The sequence below is a fragment of the Streptomyces sp. NPDC003943 genome, assembly GCF_053605265.1.
Genome location: NZ_JBSGIW010000001.1, coordinates 202031 through 221874, shown reverse-complemented (window position 1 = coordinate 221874; position 19844 = coordinate 202031). Strand labels below are relative to the sequence as shown.

The 19844-nt window shown below is 70.4% G+C and carries 23 protein-coding genes and 1 pseudogene; 16 read left to right on the top strand and 8 right to left on the bottom strand.

From position 1 onward, the window contains the following. Positions 1–350 (top strand): ROK family protein (locus tag ACWEV0_RS01070; protein WP_453145254.1); only part of this gene is annotated, 350 nt, incomplete at its 5' end. 76 nt (positions 351–426) lie between these two features. Here ACWEV0_RS01070 and ACWEV0_RS01065 read toward each other — a convergent pair. The 3 genes from ACWEV0_RS01065 to ACWEV0_RS01055 all read right to left on the bottom strand — a co-directional run bounded on the left by ACWEV0_RS01065 (position 427) and on the right by ACWEV0_RS01055 (position 2464). Beyond that, complete coding sequence (locus ACWEV0_RS01065; RefSeq protein ID WP_453145270.1) at positions 427–1683, bottom strand: arsenic transporter; 1257 nt, start codon at positions 1681–1683, stop codon at positions 427–429. 234 nt (positions 1684–1917) lie between these two features. Then, the gene (locus tag ACWEV0_RS01060) at positions 1918–2118 is read right to left on the bottom strand and encodes a CsbD family protein (protein WP_453145253.1); all 201 of its coding nucleotides are present in this window, start codon (positions 2116–2118) and stop codon (positions 1918–1920) included. Between the two features lie 79 nt (positions 2119–2197). Continuing rightward, a complete protein-coding gene (locus ACWEV0_RS01055) occupies positions 2198–2464 on the bottom strand; it encodes a GlsB/YeaQ/YmgE family stress response membrane protein (RefSeq protein WP_453145252.1) in 267 nt (88 codons plus the stop codon). Between the two features lie 342 nt (positions 2465–2806). On the opposite strand from ACWEV0_RS01055, the pseudogene ACWEV0_RS01050 reads away from it, so the two are divergent. The 10 genes and pseudogenes from ACWEV0_RS01050 to ACWEV0_RS01005 all read left to right on the top strand — a co-directional run. Continuing rightward, positions 2807–3103, top strand: a pseudogene (locus ACWEV0_RS01050) (gas vesicle protein GvpO); the annotation flags it as partial. Positions 3104–3139: 36 nt separating this feature from the next. Then, positions 3140–3598 (top strand): gas vesicle protein GvpJ, encoded by a 459-nt coding sequence (gene gvpJ, locus ACWEV0_RS01045; RefSeq protein WP_453145250.1) that lies wholly within the window; start codon positions 3140–3142, stop codon positions 3596–3598. A gap of 2 nt (positions 3599–3600) precedes the next feature. After that, the gene (locus tag ACWEV0_RS01040) at positions 3601–4311 is read left to right on the top strand and encodes a GvpL/GvpF family gas vesicle protein (protein ID WP_453145248.1); all 711 of its coding nucleotides are present in this window, start codon (positions 3601–3603) and stop codon (positions 4309–4311) included. A gap of 25 nt (positions 4312–4336) precedes the next feature. Next, on the top strand, positions 4337–4600 hold the full coding sequence (locus ACWEV0_RS01035) for a gas vesicle protein GvpG (RefSeq protein WP_453145246.1): 264 nt from the start codon (positions 4337–4339) through the stop codon (positions 4598–4600). 71 nt (positions 4601–4671) lie between these two features. After that, positions 4672–5283, top strand: coding sequence for an ABC transporter substrate-binding protein (locus ACWEV0_RS01030; RefSeq protein ID WP_453145244.1), 612 nt, complete (start codon positions 4672–4674; stop codon positions 5281–5283). Next, complete coding sequence (locus tag ACWEV0_RS01025) at positions 5276–6502, top strand: SRPBCC family protein (RefSeq protein ID WP_453145243.1); 1227 nt, start codon at positions 5276–5278, stop codon at positions 6500–6502. Before ACWEV0_RS01030 ends, ACWEV0_RS01025 begins: the two co-directional genes overlap by 8 nt. 69 nt (positions 6503–6571) lie before the next feature. Further along, the gene (locus ACWEV0_RS01020) at positions 6572–7048 is read left to right on the top strand and encodes a gas vesicle protein (RefSeq protein ID WP_453145241.1); all 477 of its coding nucleotides are present in this window, start codon (positions 6572–6574) and stop codon (positions 7046–7048) included. Between the two features lie 4 nt (positions 7049–7052). Beyond that, a complete protein-coding gene (locus tag ACWEV0_RS01015; RefSeq protein WP_453145239.1) occupies positions 7053–7859 on the top strand; it encodes a GvpL/GvpF family gas vesicle protein in 807 nt (268 codons plus the stop codon). Beyond that, a complete protein-coding gene (locus ACWEV0_RS01010; RefSeq protein WP_453145237.1) occupies positions 7793–8134 on the top strand; it encodes a gas vesicle protein in 342 nt (113 codons plus the stop codon). Before ACWEV0_RS01015 ends, ACWEV0_RS01010 begins: the two co-directional genes overlap by 67 nt. Continuing rightward, the gene (locus ACWEV0_RS01005) at positions 8118–8528 is read left to right on the top strand and encodes a gas vesicle protein K (RefSeq protein ID WP_453145235.1); all 411 of its coding nucleotides are present in this window, start codon (positions 8118–8120) and stop codon (positions 8526–8528) included. Before ACWEV0_RS01010 ends, ACWEV0_RS01005 begins: the two co-directional genes overlap by 17 nt. Before the next feature lie 45 nt (positions 8529–8573). Here ACWEV0_RS01005 and ACWEV0_RS01000 read toward each other — a convergent pair whose 3' ends face one another. The 4 genes from ACWEV0_RS01000 to ACWEV0_RS00985 all read right to left on the bottom strand — a co-directional run bounded on the left by ACWEV0_RS01000 (position 8574) and on the right by ACWEV0_RS00985 (position 13864). After that, the gene (locus tag ACWEV0_RS01000) at positions 8574–8729 is read right to left on the bottom strand and encodes a hydrophobic protein (protein ID WP_453145233.1); all 156 of its coding nucleotides are present in this window, start codon (positions 8727–8729) and stop codon (positions 8574–8576) included. A 147-nt stretch (positions 8730–8876) separates the two neighbouring features. Next, entirely contained in the window at positions 8877–9878 is a 1002-nt protein-coding gene (locus tag ACWEV0_RS00995) for a PHP domain-containing protein (protein WP_453145231.1), read from the bottom strand. Positions 9879–10127: 249 nt separating this feature from the next. Beyond that, positions 10128–12677, bottom strand: coding sequence for a GH32 C-terminal domain-containing protein (locus ACWEV0_RS00990; RefSeq protein ID WP_453145230.1), 2550 nt, complete (start codon positions 12675–12677; stop codon positions 10128–10130). Positions 12678–12892: 215 nt separating this feature from the next. Next, positions 12893–13864, bottom strand: a complete 972-nt coding sequence (locus ACWEV0_RS00985) for a carbohydrate kinase family protein (protein ID WP_453145229.1) — start codon at positions 13862–13864, stop codon at positions 12893–12895. A 294-nt stretch (positions 13865–14158) separates the two neighbouring features. Between ACWEV0_RS00985 and ACWEV0_RS00980 the strand changes: the two genes are divergently transcribed. The 4 genes from ACWEV0_RS00980 to ACWEV0_RS00965 all read left to right on the top strand — a co-directional run bounded on the left by ACWEV0_RS00980 (position 14159) and on the right by ACWEV0_RS00965 (position 18258). Continuing rightward, a complete protein-coding gene (locus ACWEV0_RS00980) occupies positions 14159–15157 on the top strand; it encodes a substrate-binding domain-containing protein (RefSeq protein WP_453145227.1) in 999 nt (332 codons plus the stop codon). Positions 15158–15275: 118 nt separating this feature from the next. Then, positions 15276–16271, top strand: coding sequence for an ABC transporter permease (locus tag ACWEV0_RS00975; protein WP_453145226.1), 996 nt, complete (start codon positions 15276–15278; stop codon positions 16269–16271). Further along, positions 16268–17101: an ATP-binding cassette domain-containing protein gene (locus ACWEV0_RS00970; protein WP_453145224.1), complete on the top strand. Its 834-nt coding sequence runs from the start codon at positions 16268–16270 to the stop codon at positions 17099–17101. The genes ACWEV0_RS00975 and ACWEV0_RS00970 overlap by 4 nt, the downstream gene beginning before the upstream one ends. Positions 17102–17211: 110 nt before the next feature. Then, positions 17212–18258, top strand: a complete 1047-nt coding sequence (locus ACWEV0_RS00965) for a LacI family DNA-binding transcriptional regulator (protein WP_453145222.1) — start codon at positions 17212–17214, stop codon at positions 18256–18258. Positions 18259–18320: 62 nt separating this feature from the next. Here the strand turns inward: ACWEV0_RS00965 and ACWEV0_RS00960 are convergent, their stop codons facing one another. Continuing rightward, positions 18321–19181, bottom strand: a complete 861-nt coding sequence (locus ACWEV0_RS00960) for a slipin family protein (RefSeq protein ID WP_453145220.1) — start codon at positions 19179–19181, stop codon at positions 18321–18323. A gap of 424 nt (positions 19182–19605) precedes the next feature. Here ACWEV0_RS00960 and ACWEV0_RS00955 point away from each other — a divergent pair, with 424 nt between their 5' ends. Then, positions 19606–19839, top strand: coding sequence for a hypothetical protein (locus tag ACWEV0_RS00955; protein ID WP_453145218.1), 234 nt, complete (start codon positions 19606–19608; stop codon positions 19837–19839). The last annotated feature ends 5 nt before the right edge of the window (positions 19840–19844 follow it).

Here is a 19844-nt window from a genome sequence, read left to right as displayed (position 1 = left end):
CCGGCCGGCCGGGCGACCCGGTCGCCCTGCTGGCCGAGCGGGCGGGTGCCGGGCACGCCCCGACCCTGGCGGCGCTCGACCGCGCGGGCCGAGCCCTGGGCCTCGCCCTCGCGTCCGCCGTCGAGCTCATCGACCCGGACGGACTCGTCCTGGGCGGTACCTACGCCGAACTGGCGGAGTGGCTGCTGCCGTCCGTCCGTGCCGAACTGGCCGACCGGGTCAGGGTCCGGTCCTGGGAGCCGGAGGCGCTGCGCCCGTCCGCCCTGGGTCGGCGCGGACCCGTGCTCGGCGCCGCGCAGGCCACGATCCGCCGGATCATGGCGGACCCCACCCTGCTCCCGGCGGGGTGACCCGGCCGCGCAGCCCGGCGAACGCGCCGTGCGCGACGCCCGGCGCCTCCTCGCCGCTGCCCGGGACGCGTGCTTCTCATGCTCCGATGATCTGCAGTGATCCCCACAGTGCCACCACGGCCAGGGTCAGCGCGGCGGGTACGACGAGCAGTCCGAGCCGGGTGAACTCGCCCAGGCTGATGTCCGTGTCGTGCTCGTGGACGATGCGCCGCCACAACAGGGTGGCGAGGGACCCGGCGTAGGTGAGGTTGGGGCCGATGTTCACGCCGAGCAGCACCGCCAGGACCGCCCCGGGGCCGGACGGGACGGCCAGCGGCAGGAGCACGAGGGTGGCGGGCAGATTGTTGATGACGTTCGCCAGCACCGCGGCCAGCGCCGCCGTGCCGAGCAGCGCGAGCAGGGAGGTGCCGTCGGGGACGAGGTGTCCGAGGGCGGAGGCCAGTCCGTTGTCGACGACGGCCCGGACCACGATGCCGAGCGCCAGCACGAAGGCCAGGAACGGCACGGCGGCCGAGCGGACGATCGCGACCGGGGTGGTGGTGCGCCGGACCAGGGCCCGGGCGGCGAGCACGAGCGCGCCGGCCAGGGCCGCCCAGGCCGGATCGACTCCGATGACCGAGGTCAGGACGAATCCGGCGAGCGTGCAGGCGACGGTGACGAGGGCGAACAGGGGCATCTCCGGTGTCGTGACCTCGGCCGAGGGCGGGGCGCCCGCCTCCAGGTCGGCGGCGAAGAACCGGCGCAGCACCACGTACTCGACGGCGATGGCCGCCAGCCACGGGAGCGCCATCAGCGCGGCGAACCGCGTGAAGGTCAGCCCACTGGCGGCGAAGGCCAGCAGATTCGTGAGATTGGAGACGGGCAGCAGCAGCGAGGCGGTGTTCGACAGGTGGGTGCAGGCGTAGACGTGCGGCTTGGGCCGGGCGCCGAGCCGGGCCGCGGTGACGAACACCACCGGCGTGAGCAGCACCACGGTGGCGTCCAGGCTGAGCACCGCCGTGATCACGGAGGCGACCACGAACACCTGAGCCAGCAGCCGCCGCGGGCTCCCGGCGGACGTGCGGGCCATCCACGCGCCGCAGGCGCGGAACAGGCCCTCGCCGTCGCACAGCTGAGCCAGCACCAGGACGGCGGCGAGGAATCCGATCACCGGCCCGAGCCGTACCGCCTCGGCCCACGCGTCCGCCGGCGGGATCGCGCCGGTGACGACGACCAGCCCGGCCGCGGGGACCGCGACCACGGCCTCCGGCCAGCCCCACGGCCGCACCACCGCACAGAGCAGTACCAGCACCAGCAGCCCGATGGACAGCGCTTCCGCGAACGACGTACTCAGGGTCCTGCTCCTTGCGGGCGGTGGTGACAGCAGACGCATCGCACCGGAAAAGCCTGGTCACGGCGGGTCGGTGCGGGCCAACGGTACGCGGTGCCCACTCGCCGCCGCACCTTGAAGAGGCTCGGCCGCGCGGGTGGCGGCAGAGCGGTCACAAGACCGGCCCGGACGAGAGCGGTCACAAGACCGGCCCGGACGCCACTCCCGTCCGGGCCGGTCTTTGTCGTGACGCCGCCGTCACGTGTGGCGGCGAATCTTGCCCTTGGCCTCTTCCATCGTCCCCTTCACGGTCCGCTCGGTCTCGCCGGCGGCGTGCTTGGTCTTGCCGGCCACCCGGTCCCCGGCGCCCTTGACCTTGCCCGTGGCCTCTCCGGCCGTCCCCTTCGTCTTGCCCATCGCTTCCTGGGCCTTGCCACGAATCCTCTTGCCGCCAGCCACGCGGATCAGCTCCTCAGCAGACTTTCCTCCGAGCCCCTTGCGGGGCTGTACGGCGCCTACCCGTCCTTGGTCGACGCAATCACGCTCTTCTTGCCCGGGCCCTGTCCACCAGGGCGATGCCGATCGCGGCCAGCCCGATCTGGATGAGCCATTCGATCCAGTCGACTCCGCTCGTGTCGTCGACTCCGGCCGCATGGGCAATGGCAGAACCGCCAAGCGCCGCAGCGATACCGATGAGGATCATGAGCCAGATCGGTATGTGCTGCCGACCAGGAAGCGCGAGTCGGCCGAGCAGGCCGATGACGGTCCCGATCACGAGAGCGCTGAAGATTCCGGAAACTTCCATGGATACGCCTCCCTTGTGCGCTCGTTCACCATGCAACTTCCCGGGCTTGCCACATTCATGCCAGGTAAGCGGTGGATGATCGTATTGGCCATTACCGTTCATGGCGCACGTCAAATATCGCGGATATGGTGGAAATTGGATTGGCCGCAAGGATGCAAATGCCAACTTTGGCGGTGAACTGTCACGAGTACCGTCGGCAAGCGCAAGAAGCATGATCCCGATGAGCCCGAACCCGAGCCGGAGCCGGAGAGCGAGCCCGAACCCGAGCGCGAGCCCGAATCCGAGAATGACGACACCGAGCCCGACGACACTGAGTCCGACGACTCCGAATCCGAACCTGAGGCGGAAGCGGAGGCGGGGGAGTCCGAGCAGGCTCGGGTGCCGGCCGCGGTCGCCTTGCGGTATGCCGTAGAGCAGCTCACGGCACTCTTGGGGCGGGCTCCCGAGTCCGTGTCCGCCCTGAAGCCGACAGACCAGGGCTGGGCGGCGGAGATCGAGGTCGTGGAGCTCGAACGAATTCCGGAGACGACCAGCGTCATGGCAAGTTATGAGGTTGCGCTGGGTCCGGACGGGCAGTTGCTGGGATACGAACGCGGCAAACGATATACGCGTGCTCAGATCGACAGGGACCAGAGCTGAGCGTAATGCCGCACTTTCGGCCTTAAGGAGGTCGACGTGTCTGTCGTGCAACAGGGGGGCGGAATGCCCGGACAGGGTGGAGGGACCGGAAATCTCTATGACGTGGTGGAGTTGGTTCTCGACCGCGGCCTGGTGATCGACGCGTTCGTCCGCGTGTCTCTCGTCGGAATCGAGATCGCGAAGGTCGACGCCCGCGTGGTCGTGGCCAGCGTTGACACGTATCTCCGATTCGCCGAGGCGTGCAACCGCCTCGACCTGGAGAGCGGACGCAACGCCCCGGCCCAGCTGACGGACGTCGTGGAGAAGACGACCGAGTCGGGCTCCAAGGGCAAGACCAAGGGAGCACTCACCGGAGCCGTCGAGGCGTTCACGGATTCCCTCGCCGGTAACCGCGACGAGGAGCGCGAGAAGCAGCCGCGAGGCGACGGCAAGCACGCCGAGGGCCGCGGCCGCGAGCACCGCACGGCGCGGCGCTCTTCCGAGGACGGCGAATAGTGATGGCTCTCTACGTCTACGCGATCACCAAGTCGTCGCACCCGCTCCGCCTCGACGGCCTCACCGGTGTGGGTGGAGAAGAAGCCCTGCGCACGGTATGCCAAGGGGATCTGTGCGCCGTCGTGAGCGAGGCTCCTGAGGAGATCAGTGTGAGGCGCCCCGACGTCGAGGCTCACCACGACGTACAGACGCGGTTGTGGAGCGATGGTGTCACGCTGCCTCTGGGCTTCGGCTTCGTCGCGGAGGACGACGACGCTGTCCGCGCGGTGCTCGACGGAAGTGCCGAACAGTTCACCCAGCGCCTCGAAGAACTCACCGACCGCGTGGAGTTCAACGTGAAGGGGGTCGAGGAGGAGGAAGCCGCCATGCGGCGAATCCTCGCGGAGTCCAAACCCGTTCGTGAGTTGAACGAAGCGACGCGCGAGGGTGGTGGAACGTACGAGGACCGGCTCGAACTGGGCAGGCTCCTGAACGACGAGATGCTGGCCCGGCAGGAGGCTCTCGCCCAATCCGTGCTTGCGGCGCTGAGGCCGCTCGCCCTGGCCGAGCGCCTGTCCGAGCCGTCCCAGCAGTACTTCCTGAGCGCCTCGTTCCTGGTGGACCAGGAACGAGCCGAAGAGTTCACGAAAGCCGGCGAAGAGCTGCTCAAGGAGCAGCCCGACGGAGTCGACATCCGGATCCGTGGGCCGCTGCCCCCGTACAGCTTCGCCTGACCGACGTCGCGCACAAGGAGGCGCCGTGGGATTGGTGACCGAGATCCTCGCGCTGCCCGCCGCCCCGATCCGAGGGGTCGGATGGGTCCTGGACAAGGTCGTGCAGGCCGCCGAGCAGGAGTACTACGACCCAGGCCCCGTTCAGGAGCAGCTCGCTGAGCTCGAACGAGAGCGGGAGGCGGGTCGCGTGAGCGAAGAGGAGTTCGAAGAGCAGGAAGAGTCGCTCCTGCGGCGACTGGAGGAGATCAGGGCGTACCAGCTCCGAAAGGCCGGGTCCGCCGGTACGTAGCGCTGCTGGGGCCTTGCTTCCCCCATCAGCACGCCAGGGGCCCGAGCCGGGGCGAGGAGAGAAGCACCGTCATGAACAACGCCAAGATCGGCACCGCCCTGATCGGCGGTTATGTGCTGGGACGGACGAAGAAGGGCAAACTCGCGTTGGGGCTGGCCATGGCGCTGGCCGGATCGCGGATCAAGCCCGGCCAGCTGGGAAGGTCGATCGCGACATCGCCCTTCCTGAGCAACGTGAACCAGCAGGTTCGCGGCGAACTCGTGACCGCGGGGAAATCGGCCGCCACCAGCGTGCTCAACGCCAAGGCCGAGCACTTGGCGGACGCCCTGCACAGGCGGACCGAGGGGCTGCGAGGAGAAGAACACGAGGAAGGGGGGGACGGCCGGGAGGCCGAGGAGGGCTACGAGGACGAGCGCCCCGACGGGAGCGCCGAGCACGACGAGCACGACGAGCAGACGGACGAGGGCGCCACCGAGCGAGCGGCACGGGACGAACAGGACGACGAGGGCGGGCCGTCCGACGAGGACGAGGAACCCGAGCCCCGTCCGCGACGCACCACCGCCTCGCGGCGTTCGGCCCCGGCGGGCAAGAGCGCGGGAACGGCGAAGCAACCGGCCCGGAAGGCGTCCGGCGCGTCGAAGGGCACCCGTGCAAGGAGTACCAGGAGGCGGGACGATGCCTGACGCAAGGGCTTCGGAGCAGGGGTCGAAGGGCTCCGCGGGGACCTCCGGCACACAGAAGGTGCTGGACCGCAATCCCGGCGCGAACCGGCTGGCAGAAGAGTTCGAGACCTACCTCGAGGCGCGCCTGGAGAAGGCGCTGGAGGGCGTGGGCCATCGCATAGGCGACGCGGCGGGCAAGCTGGGCGACGCGCACATCGGCCCGCGTGTCCTGGCCCGCGTGGCAGGCAAATCCGGCAGGAAACTGGCCGAGCACGCGCCGGGCGCGGGCGCACTCACTTCGGTGGCCGCGCGCGTCGCGGACACGACCTTCAACGCCAAGGACAAGGTCTCGCACGCCAAGGAGACCGCGGCCCACACCAAGGACGCACTCGTGGACAAGCTGAAGGGCGCCGGGGGGCAGGAGCCGCACTCCTCGGCCTCTCAGGCGGGGCACAAGAGCATGAAGGTCATCGAGGACATCGACATCGGCGTCCCGGTGCGCGAGGCGTACAACCAGTGGACCCAGTTCCAGGAGTTCCCGAGCTTCGCCAAGGGCGTCGTGTCAGTCGAGCAGCAGGACGAGACGACGAGCCAGTGGCAGGTGAAGGTCGCGAAGTCGACCCGGGCGTGGAAGGGAACCATCACGGAACAGATCCCCGACGAACGCATCGCGTGGACCACGGAAGGCGCGAAGGGCACCACGAGGGGCGTGGTCACCTTCCACCCGCTCGGCGAGAACCTGACCAAGGTCCTGCTGGTCATGGAGTACTTCCCCAAGGGCATGTTCGAGAAGGCGGGCAGCCTCTTCCGGGCACAGGGCCGACGCGCTCGGCTCGACCTCAAGGCCTTCCGTTCGTTCGTCATGATCAAGGGCGAGGCCACGGACGGCTGGCGCGGCGAGATCCGCGACGGCAAGGTCGTCTCCGACTCCGACGAGGACGAGGACGGCGAAGCGCGGGACGAGGCTTCTGACGAGGGCTACGAGGACGAGGCCGAAGGCGCCGGCGCCGACGAAACGGACGAGGGCGAGGACGAGTACGAAGAAGACGAGGCCGAGGCCCCGGAGGAGGGGTACGAGGACGAGGAGGACGAGGAGGAGGACGAGGAGGCACCGGAGGACGAGTACGAGGACGAGGAGGAGGACGAGGAGGACGGCGAAGAAGAGGCCGAGGACGCAGACGAGGCCGGGGCCGAAGAAGCAGACGAACGCCCGCGCAGTCGTCGAAGCCGGAAGAGCTGACGCCCAGGGAGCGAGGTCGAATCCGTCGTGGACGCATCGGACTCCGAAGGCACCTCGGTCACGCGCTCCTTGTCCCCTTACGGTCAGCAGCAGAGCGCGAACCTCGCCGACATCCTGGAACGCGTGCTGGACAAGGGCATCGTCATCGTCGGCGACATCCGGATCAACCTGCTCGACATCGAGCTGCTGACGATCAGGCTTCGGCTCCTGGTCGCCTCCGTCGACAAGGCCAGGGAGATCGGCATCGACTGGTGGGAGCACGATCCGGCGCTGTCCTCGCGAGCCGGCCACGGGAAGGAGCTGGAAGAGGAGAACGAGCGCCTGCGCGCCGAGGTCAAGGCACTTCGCGCCCGCCCCGAACCCCGGTCGCAGCTGCCGGAAGGGTCGCGGAGCCGCCGACGCCGTACCTCCGAGGGTGCTGCGGAGGCGGACGAGCCACACGCCGCTCCCGAACGCAGAACCAGACGACGGGAGCCGGACGGCAGGAAGGCCCGGGCTCGCGACGAACCCGACGACCCGGCCGAGAACGAGGAGCGGCGGGACTGACGTCATGGACGGACAGCTGAGCTACGCGTACGCGGTCGTGCGCCCGACGGCATCCCTGGAAGCGGAGGTGCTGCGGGGCGTCGAAGGAATCGCAGCGGGGAAGGTGAGGCTCGTCCGGGCGGGCGACACCGCCGCCGCGGTCGGCTCCGTACCGGAGAGCGACTTCTCCGAAGCGGCGCTCAAGGTCAACCTGGAGGACCTCGACTGGCTCGAGCGCGTGGCGCGGGCGCACCACGGTGTCGTGGAGACTCTCGCCTCCCGCACCGCCGTCCTCCCTCTCCGGCTGGCGACGGTCTACCTGGACGACGAGCGGGTGCGCGACGTTCTGCGCCGGGGGGAGACGATCTTCAACCGCATGCTGGCCCGGTTCGCCGACCACGTGGAATGGGGGGTCAAGGTCTATGCCGAGGCCCCCCAGGGGGCCGCCGCGCCGGACGACGCAACCGACGACGTCCCCGACCCCGGGCGGGCCTATCTGCGCCGCCGCAGGCAGCAGCGCGAGGAGAAGGGAGCCGCCTGGACCGCCGCGGCCGAGGCGGTGCGCAGGATCGAGGCCGAGGCGGGCCAGGTGGCCGTGGAGCGCGCGCGCCACCGGCCCCAGCAAGGCCGGCTCGCCACCGGCACCGGGGAGAACGTGGCCAACGATTCCTATCTGGTGCCGCGCACGCGCTCCGGCGAGTTCCGCGAACGCGTCCTGCGCTCGGCACACGACCTGACAGGGGTCCGGGTCGAGATCACCGGGCCATGGGCTCCCTACTCGTTCGCGGTGCTCACGGACCCGCAGGCGCCGGAGGAGGTGCGCCGGCCGTGAGGACGGGCGACGAGAAGGCGCTCGCGGAGCGACAGGTGGCGCTCATCGACCTCCTTGACCGGCTGCTGAGCGGAGGCGTGGTGCTCACCGGTGACCTGGTCCTGTCGATCGCGGACATCGACCTCGTCAAGATCTCCCTGCGCGCGGTCATCGTCGCGGCACAGGGAGACGATCAGTGGGCCCTGACGTCACTCATGCCGGGTGCGCAGGACGCCCTGTCGCCCGAATCCGCTGCGCACGAACCGGAGGGACCGCGTGATGGCCGGCCCCTCTGAGCGCACCGGCCCTGGTGCGGGCGATCGCGGTCACGAGGTCGCCGCGGCCGCACAGCGCGCCTTCTCCCTGCTGCCGGCGCGCACGGACGACCTGTCGGCGGTGGAAAGAGGAGCCCGGCACGCTGCTCGCCGTCTCCACAGCGACCCGGACACAGTGGAGCGTGACCTCGTCAAGCTCGTTCTGACCATCGTCGAACTGCTACGGCAGTTGATGGAACGTCAGGCTCTGCACCGCGTGGATCAGGGCGACCTGACCGAGGAGCAGGAGGAAAGGCTCGGCCTGACCCTGATGCTCCTCCACGACCGGATGATCGAACTCTGTGACCGCTACGACCTCACCCTCGAGGACCTGAACCTCGATCTCGGCCCCCTCGGCACGCTCCTGCCGCCCTGACCGCCGTCTCGGCGGACCGGTCTGTTCTGTCGTTCTGTCCTCGGGTCACCAGCGGTACCAGCGTGCCCTCCCGCTGCGCATGAAGAACCCCAGCACCCACAGGACGAGCACGGCGATCGCGACGTACCACAGTGCCTGAACGGCGAAGCCTGTGCCGAAGAGCACGAGGATCAGGAGAAGGACGAGTAGCAGTGGAATCATGACGGACCTCCTCGGACCCGCGACCGGGACAACCACCGGAGCGGCTGAGCGTTTCGTTCAAGCCGAACGTGCTGAACGCTGATCGTCAGGACGCTTTCGCGACTACCCGGCGGCGGCCGACGTAATCGGGTTCCGCGCGGCGGTGGCTCACCCTCCGCCGGTTCTGCTCGTCAGCAGCCGCCCGAGGGGCCAGGCCGTGATCAGCCGGTCCGCTCCCAGACCGATGCGTGCCGCGCGTGCGTAGCCGGAGCTCTGCCAGCGCAGCTGTTCGGGGGCGTGGGCGTCCGTGTCCACGGCGAACCGGCAGCCCGCGGCGGCCGCCTGCGCGAGCAGCTCGTCCGGTGGGTCGCGGCGTTCGGGCCGGCAGTTGATCTCCACGGCGGTGCCGGCCGCGGCGCACGCGGCGAAGACGGCCTCGGCGTCGAAGCGGGACTGCGGGCGTCCCCGGCCGGTGATGATCCGTCCCGTGCAGTGTCCCAGTACGTCGACGTGCGGGTTGCGCACCGCGGCCAGCAGGCGGGCGGTCATCGGCTCGGGATCCGAGCGGAGCTTGGAGTGCACGGATGCCACGACGATGTCGAGCCGGCCGAGCAGGTCCTCCTCCTGGTCGAGTGAGCCGTCTTCGAGGATGTCGCACTCGATGCCCGTCAGCAGTCGGAAGTCCGGGCCCATCCTGGAGTTCACGGCGGCCACGGCCTGCAGTTGGCTTCTGAGCCGGTCGGGGCTCAGCCCGTGGGCGATCGTCAGCCGCGGCGAGTGATCGGTCAGAACGGCCCACTGGTGGCCCAGGGCGCGGGCCGCGGCGGCCATGTCCTCGAGGGGGCTGCCGCCGTCCGACCAGTCCGAGTGCAGGTGGCAGTCACCGGTGCTCGCGGCCGCCAGGTCCCAGCCGGCTCGGGCCTCCGGACCTGCTTCGGCCTGCAGGCGGGCGAGGTAGCCCGGTACCTCCCCGGTCGAGGCCTGGGAGATCACCTCGGCGGTCACCGGGCCCACCCCGCGCAGCCGTCTGGCCTGGGCGGCGTCCATCGGGCCCGGCCGCAGGCCGCAGACGGCGTCGGCCGCCGTGTGGAAGGCCCGCACCCGGTACGGCGACGCCCCGCGCCATTCGAGGAGGAAGGCGATCTGGCGCAGGGCTTCGTCCGGGGTCACGGCCGGCGCGTACCCGAGCCGGCGGCAACCACACGCACAGCCCCGGCCCGGCCCCGGCACACGCGTCCCGGCCCCGGCACACGCGGTTCGAGGCCGGCACACGCGGTTCGAGGCCGGCACACGCGGTTCGAGGCCGGCACACGCGTCCCGAGGCCGGCCACGTCGACGGCGTCCTCCTCGTCTCCAGCCACTCCGCCCCCGTCGCGAGGGGCGAAGCTCGGGGCGCGTCGTCGCCGCTGAGTTCCTCGGTCAGTCGCGGTACGACCGCACCTGCCGGACCTCGGCGCTGTCCAGGCGGGCGGAGCCGCCTTCGGCGAAGAGCCGGAGCCCGTCGCTGTCCGGGCTCGGGAAGATCTGGTCCGTGATCACGGCCTCGCCGTCACCGCCGAAGACCTCGACGGAGGACCAGTCGACCAGGACGCGGAGCTCGACCTTGCCGTTCCGGAGCGTCAGTGGTGCGCGCTGGACGCCGGGGAAGTCGTCGTTGAAGCCCACCGCACCCGATCGTGTCCGGTCGACGTACAGCTCCCCGGTCTCGGTGTCGTAGCCGATGACCGTCTTCTGCCCCTCGCCCGTGCGGACCGTGAACCCGAACCGCTTGGCGTCACCCGGGGAGAACGTGGCCCGGATGTCGAGCGCCTTGCCGTCGGCACGGCCTCCAGCCAGCGGCGTGGAGCCCTCCCCGATCCTCACGTCGCGCACGCCGACCCCGGTGCCCGCGTACAGCGACTCCACCGTGGACACCGGCTGCTGCGTGAGCCGGAGCCGGCCGTTCACGTTGCGCAGCGCCATCTCGCGCGGAATGCTCTGCGCGCTGCGCCAGGGAGAGGTCGGAATGTCGTTGCCGTACTGCCAGTTGTTCATCCAGCCGATCATGCGGCGCCTGCCGTCCGGGGCGTTCTCCCAGGAGACGGCCGCGTAGTAGTCCTTGCCGTGGTCGACCCAGGAAGCCCGCCGGACACTCGGGATCGCCGGCCGGTCGGCGGCGACGAAGTGGTCGGCCAGGATGTGGCCCCAGCCGCCCCGGTTCATGTCGACGATCTGGACGACGGCTTGCTTGCCCCGATGGGCACGCAGGTCGAAGGAGGCCCAGTCCAGACTGCCGCCGTTCCCGCCGGTCTCGCTCTGGACGACCTCGCCGTCGACGAGGAGATTGACCGCCGTCTCGGTCGAACGGGGGCGCGCCGGGGTGTCGGACTGCATCACCTGGTCGAGCAGGATGTGGCCCCAGCCGCCGGTGTTCTGGTCGACGACCTCGATGTGCGCGGTCCTGCCGGCGAGGTCACCGACATCCCAGGAGGCCCAGTTGAGCTCTTCCGAGTCGGAGCCGGTGGCGCTGCGCACCGTCTTGCCGTCGACGACGAGCCGGACGGCGGTGGGCGTGTCGGAGTCCGAGGGGTGATGGCCTCCGCCGATGAGGAAGTTGATGTGCTTCGCGGTGAGGGTGAACTCGGGCGAGGTGAGGGTGCCCGTGGTCGCGTCGCCGTCGAGGAAGCTGTTCACCAGGCCGTTGCCGTCGAGCCCGGTCACCGTGTTCTGTCCGGGCAGCGTGCCGTGTGCGGGGCCGTTGCCGAAGGCCGTGCCCGTGGTGGTCCAGGAGCCGTAGCCGTCCTGCTCGAAGTCGGCGAGAACCTCTCCCGCGGGCGCCGGGGAGTCTCCCGTGACCGAGCCCGGGACGTGCGGGTGACGGCCGCCCGCCACCTTGAAGTTGAGGTAGTCGCTGTCGACGGTGAAGGGCGGGGAGGTGAGCGTGCCGGTCTCGACGTCGCCGCCGTGGAAACTGTCGACGAACCCGCGGCCCTCGACTCCGCTCGTGCCCGAGGTCCCGGGCGCGGGCGCGGGGACCGGTCCGTCACCGAAGGCCGTGCCGGCGGTCTGCCAGGTGCCGTAGTCGGTCCCCTCGAAGTCCTGCACCACTCGTCCGGGCGGAGGCGTGTAGGAGCCGTCGTCGTCGGCCGTGAACCGCTTGCCGTCGAAGTCGCCCACGAAGTACTGGGCGGCCGAACCGCCCGCGATACCGCCGGGGTTGATGTTGACGACGAGCACCCACTTGACGCGCTTGGGGTCCCCGTCGACGGGCAGCGGGAACAGGTCCGGGCATTCCCAGACGCCGCCCACCGCGTTCTGCGGGCCGAAGTCGCTCAGGTGCGTCCAGCTCTTGAGGTCCTTCGAGGAGTAGAACCGGACCTTGTGCTCGGCGGACAGCGACACCGTCATCAGCCAGCTCCGCGTGGGTGCGTACCACTGGACCTTGGGGTCGCGGAACTCCTTCGACCCGATGTCGAGCACGGGGTTTCCGGCGTACTTGGTCCAGGTGCGGCCGCGGTCGGTGCTGTACGCCAGCGACTGGGCCTGCTTGCCGCTGTCCTTGTAGTGGCTGGTGTAGACGGCCACCATCGCGGGGTTGTCCTTGGTCCCGAATCCGGTGGTGTTGTCGCGGTCGACGACGGCGCTGCCGGAGAAGACCATTTCCCTGTCGTCGTGCGGGATCGCGAGGGGGAGTTCCTGCCAGTGCACCAGGTCCCTGCTGACGGCGTGACCCCAGGACATGTTGCCCCAGGTGTTGCCGCTCGGGTTGTACTGGTAGAAGAGGTGGTACTCGCCCTTGAACCAGACCAGCCCGTTGGGGTCGTTCATCCAGTTCTTCGCGGGGCTGAAGTGGAACTGAGGGCGGTACGTCTCCGTGTACGGCGCGCTGTCCTCCGCCGCCGCCCGCGGGGCGACGGCGAGCGCGCAGGTCGCCGCCACGGCGGCGACGAGGCGCAGGGGGACACGACGGCGTGCGGGGACTCGACTCATGGTTTCTCCTGCACTGTGGGCGGCGGCGTCGCTTCCGCGTCCGCTGAGGCGGTACGACGCCGGGGGGAGATGCGCAGTGCCGGGTGTGGGGGCGACCCGGGGGACGGGCTGTCATCGATGACAGGTGACAGCGATGACATCCGCTGGGAGGTGATGATGTGCGGGCTCCGGGCGCTGCGTCAATGGCCGGTGCCGAGTTCGTCCGGTCCGCCCGTTCAGCGGGCGGTGCGTCCGGCCGCGGGGGCCGGCAGCCGCAACTGACCGGCCCACGGCGGGTTCGGCCCGACGACGGCGCAGGTCAGCGCCGCGACCTGGGAGGCGAAGGCGCAGGCGTCGAAGACGTCGTCGGTGCGCAGATCCGCCAGCCGACCGCCGAGGAGCCCCTTCGCGCCGAGATGGTGCAGGAGCCCGGCGGTGAAGGAGTCGCCGGCGCCGACGGTGTCGACCACGTCGGTCGGGGGCGCGGGTACGACGACCCGGTCACCGTTCAGCGAGGCGACCGCGCCGAGCTGCCCGCGGGTGATCACGACCAGCGGGACGCCCGCCGCGTGCCAGGCGTCGCAGGCCCGCTCGATCGTGCAGTCGGGCAGCAGCAGCTCCAGGTCGTCCTCGCTCAGCCGGAGGATGTCCGCGAGCGCGCACCAGCGCGGCAGACGTTCGCGGTAGACGTCCAGTCCGACGAGCAGCGGCCGTACGTTGGGGTCGACGGAGACCGTGGCCGTGGCGGAGGCGCGGGCGAGGAACTCCTCCACGACCGTGCCGCCGGGCTCGCGAACCAGGGCCAGGGAGCCCGAGTGCAGGCAGGCCGTGGAGGCGAGGTCCGTCGTCGCGAGTTCGTCCGCCGTCCACTGCCAGTCCGCCGTGCCCTGGGCGTGGAAGGAGTACGCCGCCCGGCCCTGGGCGTCGAGTTCGGCGACGGCCAGCGTGCTGGGCTCGGACGCGTGCACGGCGGCCGTGAGATCGACGCCCGAGGCCTCCAGGTGAGCGCGGAACAGGCGGCCGAAGACGTCGTCGGACAGCCGCCCCAGGAAGCGGGCGGGCGTGCCCAGGCGGGCGAGCGCCACGGCTGTGTTCGCCGGACCGCCGCCCGGCAGGACCCGCAGGGCGAGCTCGCCCGGCGTGGCGGCGGGGACGCTGAAGGCGTCCGCGACGCATTCTCCGAGGACGGTGACCAGAGGCAGGCGCATGACTCGTTCTCTCCAGGTGGGCAGCGCGGGAGGGCTGCGCTGGCAGGGGACTTGAGGAAGCTCACGGAGAGCGCTGCTCTCGCTGTGAGGCGGTGCGGGCGATGTTGCCGATTCGTGACGGCGCCAAGGCATTGACGTTTCCGGGTGACGGAGTTCATCATCCTCCGCAAGCGGTGTCAACGATGACATCGGTCAACGATGACACCGCCTCCCGTGCGTTCGACGGCAGTCGCCCCTGGTGCCGCAGCCTTCGAACCGCGCCCGTCCCGCCCTCGTCCCAGCAGGAGATCAGCCATGCTTCGCAGAAACCGCACCCTCGGGCTCACCGCTCTCGCCACCGTCTCGGCACTGGCCCTGACGGCCTGTGGCTCCGGTGCGCAGGGAAGCTCCGGCGGCCGGACCAAGGTCGGGCTCATCACCAAGACGGACACGAACCCGTTCTTCGTGAAGATGAAGGAGGGCGCCGAGCAGGCCGCGAAGCAGAACGGCGTCGAACTGGTCAGCGCGGCAGGAAAGTTCGACGGCGACAACGCGGGCCAGGTCACCGCCATCGAGAACATGGTCAACTCCGGGGTGAAGGGCATCCTCATCACCCCCAACGATTCCAAGGCGATCGTCCCCGCCCTCCAGAAGGCGCGCGCCAAGGGCATCCTGGTCATCGCGCTCGACAGCCCGACCGAGCCGCAGGACGCCACCGACGCCCTCTTCGCCACCGACAACGTCAAGGCGGGCGAGCTCATCGGCCGATACGCCAAGGCCGCCACGGCCGGCAAGGAGGTGAAGATCGCCACCCTGGACCTCGCGCCCGGCGTCGCGGTGGGTGTGCAGCGCCACCAGGGCTTCCTCAAGGGCTTCGGCATCGCGGAGGGCGCCCCGTCGATCGTCTGCATGCAGGACACCGGCGGCGACCAGGCCAAGGGCCAGACGGCGATGGAGAACTGCCTCCAGAAGTCCCCGGACATCAACGTCGTGTACACCATCAACGAGCCGGCCGCGCTGGGCGCCTACACCGCGCTGAAGGCGAAGGGCCTGGAGAAGAAGGTGCTGGTCGTCTCCGTCGACGGCGGCTGCACCGGCACGAAGGCCGTCAGGGACGGCAAGATCGCGGCGACCTCGCAGCAGTACCCGCTCGAGATGGCGTCCCGGGGCGTCAAGGCGGTCGCCGACTTCGCCAAGGGCGGCAAGAAGGCCTCCGGGTACACCGACACCGGCGTCACGCTCGTCACCGACGCGGCCAAGCCGGGTGTCGACGCCAAGGACACCGCGTACGGCCTGGAGAAGTGCTGGGGCTGAGCCCCTGCGCGCCGGGGCGCGCGGCGGAACCCGGACGCCTCCCTCGGCACCCGGCCATCCGGCCCGTACCCCTGACGAACACCGACCCGCCGATCATCGACACCCGGCAAGGACCGCCATGACTGCCACCACCCTGCCCTACGACCAGCTGAAAGGACCGACCGCGGTCCGCAGGCTGTTCGCCGCACCGACCACGGGCCCCTTCGTCGCCCTCCTGCTGGCCTGTGTCTTCTTCTCCCTGACGACCGAGCAGTTCCTCTCCGGCGGCAACTTCTCGCTGATCGTCCAGCAGGTCATGGTCGTGGGCACGCTGGCCATCGGCCAGACCCTGATCATCCTCACCGCCGGCATCGACCTCTCCTGCGGTGCCGTCATGGCGTTCGGCAGCATCGTCATCGCCAAGACGGCTGCCGAGGGCGGCCTGTCACCACTCGTCGCGATCACTCTCGGCCTGGTCGTCAGCGCGGCCTTCGGCCTGGCCAACGGCCTGCTGGTGCAGCTGATCCCGCTCCCGCCGTTCATCGTCACCCTCGGCATGCTGAACGTGGCGTTCGCCCTGACCCACATCTACTCGGCCGAGCAGACGATCACCGACCTCCCGGCGCCGTTGACCGCCCTCGGTGCAACGTTCCCCCTGGGCAACACCGACATCACCTACGGCTCGCTCGTGACGATCGCCCTCTTCCTGCTCTTCGCCTACGCGCTGAGCGGGACGTCATGGGGCCGGCACGTCTACGCGCTGGGCAACAGCCCTGAGGCCGCCCGCCTCAACGGCATCCGCACCTCCCGGCTGACGATCGGCCTCTACACCCTGGCCGGAGCCGTCTACGGAATCGCGGCACTGCTCCTGGTCTCCCGCACCGGCGTAGGCGACCCGCAGGCGGGCCAGACCGACAACCTGGACAGCATCACCGCCGTCGTCCTCGGCGGCACCAGCCTCTTCGGCGGCCGCGGCTCCGTCCTCGGCACCTTCATCGGCGTCCTCATCGTCGGTGTGTTCCGCAACGGCCTCCAGCTGATGGGCGTCGCCTCCATCTACCAGACCCTGATCACCGGCGTGCTGGTGATCCTGGCCGTGACCGTCGACCAGATCTCCCGGAAGAAGGCACGATGAGCACCGCCGCTGTCACGCCCGTCCTCCAGGCCCGCGGCCTGGTCAAGCGATACGGTCATGTCACCGCCATCGACGGCGCCGACTTCGATCTGCTCCCCGGCGAGGTCCTCGCCGTCATCGGCGACAACGGCGCCGGCAAGACGAGCCTGATCAAGGCCCTCACCGGTGCACTCACCCCCGACGAGGGCGAGATCCGGCTGAACGGCGAACCCATCAGGTTCACCGGGCCGCAGAGCGCCCGGCAGCACGGCATCGAAACCGTCTACCAGGACCTCGCCGTCGCCGCCTCCATGGACATCGCCTCCAACATGTTCCTCGGGCGCGAACTGCGCCGGCCGGGCTTCCTCGGGAGCGCGCTGCGCATGCTCGACAAGAAGCGCATGCGCCAGGAGGCGGCGGCCCACATGGCCGATCTCAAGATCGGACTGCGGTCGCTGACCCAGCCGGTGGAGACGCTCTCCGGCGGTCAGCGCCAGGCCGTGGCGGTCGCGCGGTCCGTCGCCTGGGCCAAGAGCGTCGTCGTGATGGACGAGCCCACCGCCGCGCTGGGCGTCAAGGAGTCGGGACAGGTCCTCGATCTGATCCGCCGCGTGCGTGACAAGGGCATGCCCGTGGTCCTGATCAGCCACAACATGCCGCACGTCTTCGAGATCGCCGACCGCATCCACATCCACCGGCTCGGCCGTCGCGAGGCGCTGATCAAGCCGTCCGACCATTCCATGGCGGAGGTCGTCGCCATCATGACGGGGGCGCTCAGGGTGAGCGACGATGGAGGTACCGTCGTTGCCGACGCGGATGCCGCCCAGGCGGCAGGCGTGTCCGCCCACTGAGTCGCCGCAGGGGCAACGCCGCGCTGACCACAGGGTCGCCGCACAGCCAGGACAGCGGGCCCGGCCCCGGGCAGGGGCCGGGCCCGACGAACGCACAGGAACGGTGGTACATGGCCGCGAACCGTCGCCCCACACTGGCCGACGTCGCCAGGGAAGTGGGCGTCAGCGCCAAGACGGTGTCCCGGGTGCTCAACGAGGACGGGCCCAGTTCCCCGGAGACCCGCGAGCGCGTGCTCGCCGCCGTCGCGAAGCTCGGCTTCCAACCGAACCTGATGGCCCGCAACATCCGTGTCGGGGGACCCGACACCACCGTCGGCCTGGTCGTGCCCGACCTCGGCAACCCCTTCTTCGGCACCGTCGCCGGCGGCGTGGAAGACCTCGTACGCAGCCGAGGGCTCACCCTGCTCATGGGCTCGTCGGCCGAAGACCCGGACCGCGAGAGGGCGTTGATCCAGACCTTCCTCGCCCGGCGCGTCAGCATGCTGATGGTCGTCCCCGCGTTCGGCGCCGATCACAGCCACCTCAAGGCCCCGCGCGCGGCCGGTCTGCCCGTGGTGTTCCTCGACCGGCCGGGAGTCGGACTGTCCGCCGACTGCGTCGTCAGCTCCAACCGGACCGGCGTCCACGAAGGCGTCTCCCACCTCATCGCCCGCGGCCACCGCCGGATCGGCTTCATCGGGGACCTTCCCGCCAAGCTCTACACCCGGCGCGAGCGGCTCGCCGGCTACCGCTCGGCGCTCGACGAGGCCGGCCTGCCCTACGACCGCGCCCTGGTGACCGGCGCCCACAGCCAGGACTCGGCCGCCGCCGAGACCACCGCCCTCCTCGGCCTGCCGCAGCCCCCCACCGCCCTGTTCGCGGCGAACAACATCATGGCGCTCGGGGTCATCGCCCAGCTCACCCGCGCGGGGCGCAAGGACATCGCTCTGGTCACCTTCGACGACCTCCCGCTCGCCGACGTCCTCGAACCGGCCCTGACCGTCGTGGCCCAGGACCCGGCGGCGATCGGCGAGGCGGCAGCCAGGATCGCCCTCGCCCGCCTGGACGGCGACCGCAGCCGCGCCCGGACCCTCATGGTCCCCACCCGTCTGGTGGTGCGCGGCTCCAGCGAACTGGTTCCGAACCCCGCCGAGCAGGCGACACCGGCCGGAAGCTGACCGGCACGAACCCGGTGCCCCCGCTTCCGGGCTCCGGGAGAACCGGAAGCGGAGGCCGTCGGTCAGGAGGCGTCCGCCGGGCCGGACTGCGCGGACTGCGCGGACTGCTCGGGCTGCTCGGGCGCGGCGCTCGGCGCGATGTCCGGCGTCGGACCGGCGTCGAACTGACGCGCCGCCCGGTCGAAGTAGCGGAGCAGCTCCACGGGGAAGGGCATCACGAGCGTGGAGTTCTTCTCCGCGGCCACCTCGACGACGGTCTGCAACAGCCGCAGCTGCATCGCCTCCGGGGTGTCGGACATGATCCGCGAGGCGTTGGCGAGCTGCTGTGCCGCCTGGAACTCGCCGTCGGCGGTGATCACGCGGGCCCGCCGTTCGCGCTCCGCCTCGGCCTGCCGGGACATCGACCGCTTCAGCGACTCCGGAAGCTGTACGTCCTTGATCTCGACCCGGTCGATGTGGACGCCCCAGCCGGCCGCCGGGCTGTCGATCATCAGCGCGAGCCCTTCGTGCAGCCGCTCCCGGTCGGACAGCAGGTCGTCCAGGTCGCTCTTGCCGATGATGGAGCGCAGCGACGACTGTGCGACCTGGCCGACGGCGAAGGCGTAGTCCTGCACCTCGATCGCGGCGCGAGCGGGATCCGTGACCCGGTAGTAGACGACGGCGTCGACCTTGACCGACACGTTGTCCCGGGTGATGCCCTCCTGCGTCGGGATCGGCAGCGTCGCGACCTGCACGTTCACCTTCCGCATACGGTCCGCGACGGGGATCAGGAACGTGATGCCCGGCTGTCGATGGCCGGGCAGCGCCTTGCCGAAGCGGAACACGACGCCCCGCTCGACCTGGTTGATCACACGCATCCCGCTGCGCAACAGCAACAGGAGGAAGACGACCACGACGACGACTCCGACCACTGCGCTCTCCATGGCGCCTCCTTCGTGAAACCTGTTCGGCACGGGTGAGGACGGCCGAAAAGGGATCCGCGGATGCGACTCCCGCGTCAGGAACACGTCAAATTTCCGGCTGCCTGTACGGGCGTCGGAGGAGGTGGGGAAGGCCCAGCTCCGACGGCGGTGGCCCGCTGATCCTCTCGGGGCCGAACGCCTCGGACTGCGCGAACCCACCCGGCTAACCGACGCGATCGCGTCCGCGCGCCTTCGCGTACTGTCCCGTACGAGCACCAGGCCACGCCACCCGCGGACGACGGACCCCTCGGACGCCCTGTACCGGGCCCGGGCGGGAGAGGTCACGTCCCTGTGGCGACTCGCGGCGGCGTGAGCCCCACCTGCCCGACGGCGGCCGGATCCGACCTCTGCCGGCCGCGCCCCCGCCACGACGAGGAGTCATGCGATGAACGGCGACGAGCCCATCTTCAAGAAGAGCCGGTGGGGGACCAACCGCTATGTCTACAACGCCGACAACCCCATAGGTCTCGCGCTCATCATCGGGAGCGTCGTGTTCGCCCTCGTCGGGATCCTCCTCATGGAGAACGAGGCAGGCCCCTTCGCGCCGCCCGAGCCCTCCCCGAGCTGGAGCCCCCCGGCGTCGCAGGACCCCTGGCCCTTCCCGTCGCGTACGCCGTAGGAGGC